Annotated in this window: 6 protein-coding genes; 4 read left to right on the forward strand and 2 right to left on the reverse strand. The window is 53.5% G+C overall.

Features of this window, described 5'->3' with window-relative positions; translation table 11 throughout:
- The first annotated feature begins 281 nt into the window (after nt 1-281).
- Complete coding sequence (locus tag ACWIZX_RS12150) at nt 282-1,337, forward strand: LacI family DNA-binding transcriptional regulator (RefSeq protein WP_322794565.1); 1,056 nt, start codon at nt 282-284, stop codon at nt 1,335-1,337.
- Nucleotides 1,334-2,305, forward strand: a complete 972-nt coding sequence (locus ACWIZX_RS12155; protein ID WP_322794566.1) for a glycoside hydrolase family 130 protein — start codon at nt 1,334-1,336, stop codon at nt 2,303-2,305. The genes ACWIZX_RS12150 and ACWIZX_RS12155 overlap by 4 nt, the downstream gene beginning before the upstream one ends.
- 198 nt (nt 2,306-2,503) lie before the next feature.
- Here ACWIZX_RS12155 and ACWIZX_RS12160 read toward each other — a convergent pair whose 3' ends face one another.
- Together ACWIZX_RS12160 and ACWIZX_RS12165 are read right to left on the reverse strand one after the other, a co-directional pair.
- Complete coding sequence (locus ACWIZX_RS12160) at nt 2,504-2,737, reverse strand: MoaD/ThiS family protein (RefSeq protein ID WP_448335970.1); 234 nt, start codon at nt 2,735-2,737, stop codon at nt 2,504-2,506.
- A gap of 9 nt (nt 2,738-2,746) precedes the next feature.
- Entirely contained in the window at nt 2,747-4,645 is a 1,899-nt protein-coding gene (locus ACWIZX_RS12165; protein ID WP_448335971.1) for an aldehyde ferredoxin oxidoreductase family protein, read from the reverse strand.
- 168 nt (nt 4,646-4,813) lie between these two features.
- Here ACWIZX_RS12165 and ACWIZX_RS12170 point away from each other — a divergent pair, with 168 nt between their 5' ends.
- The gene (locus ACWIZX_RS12170) at nt 4,814-5,305 is read left to right on the forward strand and encodes an Lrp/AsnC family transcriptional regulator (RefSeq protein ID WP_322794193.1); all 492 of its coding nucleotides are present in this window, start codon (nt 4,814-4,816) and stop codon (nt 5,303-5,305) included.
- A gap of 54 nt (nt 5,306-5,359) precedes the next feature.
- Nucleotides 5,360-6,718, forward strand: a complete 1,359-nt coding sequence (locus ACWIZX_RS12175) for an aminotransferase class III-fold pyridoxal phosphate-dependent enzyme (protein ID WP_322794192.1) — start codon at nt 5,360-5,362, stop codon at nt 6,716-6,718.
- The last annotated feature ends 130 nt before the right edge of the window (nt 6,719-6,848 follow it).

Raw genomic sequence — 6,848 nt, forward strand, 5'->3', positions numbered from 1 at the left:
TGTCTTTTAAAATTTTAAGATTTGCTAAAAACCTGGCATTTCTCTCCATTTTCATCCCCGATGAGTACCTGTTCACATTTTTGACCATCCTACAGGCTGTATTTTGAACGGATAGAACCCTTTCAACCCGCAGAAACTTTAACTTTTTCACCATCTTTAAAGCCAAACGATGGTTATAAAAACTTTTATAAAAATATTTCGCAATTACGTCTTGACTTTATTGGTTTTCGCGATAAAATGATTAAAATCTTTCGATTTTTTTCTCTGGTAGATATCTCTCCATGACCAAAAAAGTAAAAATTACCGAGATTGCCCACCGTGCCGGCGTTTCGATTTCAACCGTTTCACTGGTTTTGAATAACCGCCCCGGCGTTGCCCGCGATACCCGTGAACGGGTCCTGAGCGTCGCAGCCAGCCTGGGGTATTCCCCGCCCCATTCGTTCACAGATGCTACGCAAAGCCGCCTTTCCACCCTGCGCATGCTGGTCAAGCTCGATCCCGGCCAGGCTCCTCAAGCCAACCCCTTTTATTCCAAGGTCATTGTGGGCATCGAGGATGCCTGCCGCCGGAAAGGGATTAATTTGTTGTTCGCCTCGCTGCCAGTGGATGAAAACAATCATCCCCTGCAACCTCCCGGGCAGAGCGTCACCAACGGTAATGCCGATGGACTGCTGCTGGTTGGCATTTATGCCAGCGAAGCGTTTCTCGACGGGCTGACCCAGTATCCCGCTCCGGTGGTACTGGTGGATGGTTACGCCGCCCGCGACCATTACGATGCCGTGGTTTCGGATAATTTTCATGCGGCTTATCAAGCCATCGAATATCTGCTGGAGAAAGGCCACCGACACATTGGGCTGATCGGCGGTGATGAACATTGCTACCCCAGTCTGCTTGACCGGCGCAACGGCTATTTGCGCGCGCTCAAGGAACACGGGATTTCTCATACCTACCTGGCCAGTTTCAACATCACCCGCACGAAAGGATTTGATGAAACCGCAGCCCTGCTCAGGAACCATCCCCAAATTACTGCCCTCTTTTGCATAAATGACGAAATCGCCAGTACCGCTATCCGGGCTGCTCAAAGTGTGGGGCGGCGCGTGCCGGATGATCTTTCGGTTGTGGGCTACGATGATACCTACATCGCGACTAACACTCATCCGGCCCTGACCACCCTGCACGTGGATACGGTAGCCATGGGGCGGGCAGCGGTGGAGTTGCTGGAGCTGCGCCGGCTAAATCCCGACTCAGCCCGCATGACCCTGCTGATCCACCCTTATCTGGTCGAGCGCGAATCGGTGAAGCCCCTACCCCCACAAGAGGAGGTCCTCAAACCATGAACGCACCTGCTCTGCCCAACATCCCGTGGGAGGATCGCCCCCCGGGCTGTTCGGATGTGATGTGGCGGTACAGCCGCAATCCGATCATTCCCCGCAACCTGATTCCATCCTCGAACAGTATCTTCAACAGCGCAGTAGTCCCCTTTGAAGGGGGTTTTGCGGGTGTCTTTCGCTGCGACAACAGGAAGCGCGAGATGAACCTGCACAGCGGCTTCAGCCGAGATGGATTCAACTGGCAATTGAATGATGAGCCGATCCACTGGCTGACCGGCGAGGTGGAACTGGCCCTTTTTGAACACCGCTATGACCCGCGGGTGGTCTGGTTGGAAGACCGCTACTATATCACCTGGTGCAACGGTTACCATGGCCCGACCATTGGTGTTGGCTACACGCACGATTTCAAATCCTTCCATTTTTTGGAAAATGCTTTCCTGCCCTACAACCGCAATGGGGTGCTCTTTCCCCGTAAGATCAATGGCCGCTATGTCATGCTCAGCCGCCCCAGCGACCGCGGTCACACACCCTTTGGAGATATCTTCATCAGCCAGAGCCCGGATATGATCCACTGGGGACAACATCGCTTTGTGATGAGCCCCAAAGGTGGCTGGCAAAGTACCAAAATCGGCGCCGGCCCAATTCCCATTGAAACCCGCGAGGGCTGGCTGTTGATTTACCACGGCGTTTTGACCTCCTGCAATGGATTTGTCTATTCCTGCGGGGCAGCCCTGCTCGATCTGGATCAGCCCTGGAAAGTGATTGCCCGCGGCGGCCCTTATTTGATGTCCCCCCAAACCCTGTATGAATGCGTGGGTGACGTTCCAAATGTGGTTTTCCCCTGCGCCGCACTCTACGACCCCCCTACCGACCGACTGGCTGTCTATTACGGCGCAGCTGATACGGTAACCGCTCTGGCGTTTGCTTACCTCAGTGAGGTGCTGGATTTTGTCAAATCCACCAGCGAGGCTTGAAAGCCAGCCAGGAGCCACACCTCCCCTGCCCCGGCCTGTAAAGTTCACGGCTTGCAACATCCCCTACCCGTTGCAAGCCGTGTTTTTGACCCCCTTTGCAGCGTGGCGCTGCAGGTGGAAGAACGCATCAAACAAAACCGGCACGGATGACCAACCCACCGCCTCTAATCATACCCTTCACCGCCCTGCTGGGCACGCTCACCCGCCGGCGCCCGGACGAAAGACGCGCACTTCATCGCCGTCCTTTAAGATCAGGCTTAAATCCCGCTCCAAACGGCCGTTCAATGACCATGCAACCGGCTGGGAGATGCCTAATTGAGCGAACAAATCACCCACGCGGCTTTCCGGCGGCAGCTCCATTTCTGCCCGGCCCAACCTTTCGGGGGGCAGCTTTTCACGAAGATAGGAGTGGAGAATGACCCGAACCTTCATTAAACAAGTCTATTCCACGATCCACTCCAACCCCAGTTCGCGCAATTTCCCCGCGGTTGGATTGCCGGTTTCAACATCCCAGCCGGCCAGCGTGTAATAAATGGTTTTGTAATTCTCCAAATCCTGGGAGGGGTAGGCAACCCCGGCAGTCGGTCCGCTGCCCTTCATCGGTTTTTCGAACTTGGCGGGCAGGGTATCTTCCTTGCGGGTGAAGCCTTCGCGCGCATTAAAAGCGCGCATCATATTCAAGCGCCGTTCCCCAACCTGGAGGATTTCTTCGACGCTCACCTCCCAGCCCGTGGCGGCGCTCAGCATTTGCGCCATTTCCCGCGGACCGAACAGCTGCCAGGCAGGTCCCCACACAAACTGACACAGGGAATAACTATCCAGCGCGGAGTAGAAGCACTCACTCAGGTAGGCAAAGCGGATTTTTTCTTCATTCATGGAACCCGGTTTTTGGGGTTGATGCAGCCCCAGCAGGGCAAGGCGTTGATAATAATGGTCAAATCCTCCTTCTTCGTACATCGGATCATGCTCGGAGGATTGATGGTCAGCGCCAAACGGATTGACCGCGTAAATCACCCCAAGGGTTTTCTTGGCGTGCGGGATGTGGGCGGGCAGTTCAGTATTTTTGGTGGTGACCAGATAGCGATGGCTGTTTCTTCCAATCCGCTCGGCAGCGCGAGCCGAACCATCGGCCAGTACCGCGCCAAAGCCCTCCCGCCTGCCAATTTTTTCAATCATCGTCAGCATGGCATCCGCATTTCCAAAACGCAGCTCAATTCCATCCGTATCGCTGAGCGATAAAACCCCGTTTTCAAAGCATTCCATTGCAAAGGCAATGGTTGCGCCGGTGCCAATCGTATCCAGGCCGTACATGTTGCACAACTGACTGGCCAGGGCAATCGCGTTCAGGTCGCTGATGCCGCAATAACTGCCGGTTGTGCTGATCGTTTCATATTCCGGGCCGCCGTAGGTGGGCAGTACTTTGCGTCCTTTGTACTCGGTTTCTACCACCCTTTTGCAGCGGACGGTACAGGCAAAGCAGGTGTCATTCCCTTTGAGGATGGTATCGGTCATGCGGTCGCCGCAAATGGCTTCAAACTGATCAAAATCGCCCTGATTGTAATTGTAGGTGGGCAGGGAACCAATCGAATTTTGGAAAGCCACCACGTCCGCCGTCCCGTTCAGCATCAGACCTTTAACATCCGGGTATTGATCAATGGATTTGCTGCCTAACCGTTGTAAAGAGGCCAGGGTGGCTTTGTCAACCGCTTCGCTTTTGCGAGCGGCCTTCACCACAATGGCTTTAAGGTTTTTGGATCCCATGACCGCGCCCATGCCCGTTCGCCCATTGGCGCGGTTGTGCATGTTCATCACCGCCGCGAGCAGGTTCAATTTTTCACCGGCCGGTCCAATTTGGAGAACTTCCAGTTTGGGATCACCCAGCTCGGTTTTGATTCGTTCTTCCGCCTCGCCGGTCGTCAACCCCCACAGATGTTCTGCATCCCGAATTTCGGCCTGCCCGTCATGCAGGTACAGATAAACCGGCTGATCGGCTCTTCCCTGAACCACAATTCCATCAAATCCGGCGTGTTTTAAAGCGGCCGGGAAAAATCCACCCCCCTGGCTGTCCCCAATCGCAAGGCTGATTGGAGAACGGGCATTGATGCAAATGCGGGACTGGCCGGAAACTGGCAAACCGGTTGGGATGCCGGTGAAGAAAGTGAGCGTGTTTTGCGGGCCCAGCGGGTCGCTGCCCGGCGGGGTCAACTTCAAGATGTAGTACAAACCCATCGCACTGCCGCCGCCGTACTTTCGGTAAAAAGCATCGTCCGGCTGTTCGGTCTTCAATTCACCGTTGGTCAAATTGACATGCAAAATCGAGTGGTTTACACACGGGATCATGATCCTCAACTCCTTGGGGTGAAAATTTGCAGAACCTGAAAATATTATAGCAAAAAACGGAAGATGGCAATCACCGAAATTACATAAATCGAGAAAATTAATGACGAAAACGGAAATTTAAAATCAAACTCTTGTATTTTTCGGAAAAACGACTATACTATTTCTAGAATGAACATCAAACTGGACTGGACGGATAAACAAATCATTGATCTGCTGACCATTGACGGGCGGATGCCCGCCAGTGATATTGCGCGGACGATTGGGGGAATTACCGAACGCGCGGTACGATATCGAATTCAACGGTTGGTGGATGAGGGGGTCATCAGCATTACCGCCGTGGTAAACCCAAAGGCAATTGGCTTTCCGGTCATTGCCGATATTTTTATTCAAGTTGAACCGGGCATGATTCTGGACGTAGCCGGGAAAATTTCCCGCTTTGAGAACGTCAGTTATGTGGCCTGTTCGACAGGCGAGCGGGACATCAGCGTTCAGGTCGTCGCCAGAGATAACCAGGAACTGTATACCTTTGTAACCGAAGTGATTGGCAGAATACCCGGCGTGCAAAAAACCATCACTTCTTTAGTGCCCTTTATCGTCAAAGATGACTCTCACTGGCGGATTCCGGCATCGTACTTTGAAAATCAGAATCCCAAATCATAAATCCTGAGCAACCGGCATCTTGAAAATGCCGATTTTTTTCAAGGAGAGTGAGTTATGAATTCAGCCTATGATTGGGCCGTTGAATATTCGAATCGCTGGTTGAGCATTATTCGACAAAGCGAAGTCACGGAAGATGTGGCCAAATGGATCATCGAGGAATCCAAAATCAATTTTGCCGAACACTTCAACAAAGGCTGGCTGGAATATCGCAAATCCGTGACCGAAGCCGGCGATTGGGCGATGACCGAATGGACCGGCAAAGGGGCTCAATTTCAGGATGTACTGGGCAGAAAGTTCATTGACTGCCTGGGCGGCTACGGGATGATGGACCTCGGCTGGGGACACCCGGAAGTGGTTGCCGCGGTCAAGGCTCAACTGGAGCGATCCCCCATGCCCTCTCAGGAACTCATTGATCCTCTACGCGGCGTACTGGCCAGGATCCTGGCCGAAATTTTACCCGGCGACATTAAGTATTGCTTCTTCTGCGCCTCAGGTACCGAAGCCATCGAAGGCTCGCTGAAACTGGCCAAAATGTATACACGAAAACCCGGCTTCATCACCGCGCTGAAGGGATTCCACGGCAAGACGCTGGGGTCTTTGAGTGTGATGGGTAAGTCCGACTACCGCCAACCGCCCGGAATTTTATACGGCGGACCGGTTTATCATGTGCCGTTTGGGGATGCAGAAGCCGTCGAAAGACAGCTGGATATCTGCGAGAAAGTGGGGGTTGAAATCGCGGCAGTCATCATGGAGCCCATTCAGGGGGAGGCAGGTGCCATTGTCCCGCCGGATGATTTCTGGCCGCGCATCCGCGAAGCGACCCGCAAACATGGGGTTTTGTTGATCGCCGACGAAGTTCAAACCGGCCTGGGCCGGACGGGCAAATTGTGGGGAGTGGACCATTGGGATGTTAAACCGGATATCGTCGCCCTGGCAAAATCGCTGGGCGGCGGGGTTATGCCCATTTCCACTTTCGCCTCCACGGAAGAAATCTGGCAGGTGATGATGTACCCCAATCCCTTTATTCACACCACAACCACCGGAGGGGGTGCGCTGGCGTGCAGCGCGGCAATTGCCGCCATCAACGTCACCTTGCGCGAAAAATTATGGGAAGTTGCCGCTGAAAAAGGGGATTATTTGATTCCCAAACTCAATCAGCTGGCGCAGCGTTTTCCGGATATTTTTGACCGCATCACAGGAAAGGGTTTGTTGATTGGGATGCACTTCAAGGACAGCGCCACCGGTTATAAAGTGGCTGCCGGCCTGTTCAAGCGCGGCGTTCTGGTCGCCGGCACGTTGATCAGTTCGACTACCATTCGGATTGAGCCTCCCCTGATCATTACTTATGAAGAAATCAATGAGGTACTGAATCGGTTGGAAGATACCCTGAGGGAAATTGAGCGAGGTGGGTAATTTGCAATGACATGAAGTTCAACGGCCTAAAAACACGTGAGTTCGGGATGCGATCAAAACCCGGCATGCGATGCCAATGCCCCCACCTGCACCTCCCCCAAAATCGCAGGGGCGATTTTGGGGGAGGCGG

The sequence above is a fragment of the Bellilinea sp. genome, from assembly GCF_053501535.1.

Excerpts from the sequence above, each read along its gene's own strand:
- ACWIZX_RS12150 (WP_322794565.1), top strand. The coding sequence starts at position 282 with ATGACCAAAAAAGTAAAAATTACCGAGATTGCCCACCGTGCCGGCGTT.
- ACWIZX_RS12155 (WP_322794566.1), top strand. The coding sequence starts at position 1,334 with ATGAACGCACCTGCTCTGCCCAACATCCCGTGGGAGGATCGCCCCCCG.
- ACWIZX_RS12160 (WP_448335970.1), bottom strand. The coding sequence starts at position 2,737 with ATGAAGGTTCGGGTCATTCTCCACTCCTATCTTCGTGAAAAGCTGCCC.
- ACWIZX_RS12165 (WP_448335971.1), bottom strand. The coding sequence starts at position 4,645 with ATGATCCCGTGTGTAAACCACTCGATTTTGCATGTCAATTTGACCAAC.
- ACWIZX_RS12170 (WP_322794193.1), top strand. The coding sequence starts at position 4,814 with ATGAACATCAAACTGGACTGGACGGATAAACAAATCATTGATCTGCTG.
- ACWIZX_RS12175 (WP_322794192.1), top strand. The coding sequence starts at position 5,360 with ATGAATTCAGCCTATGATTGGGCCGTTGAATATTCGAATCGCTGGTTG.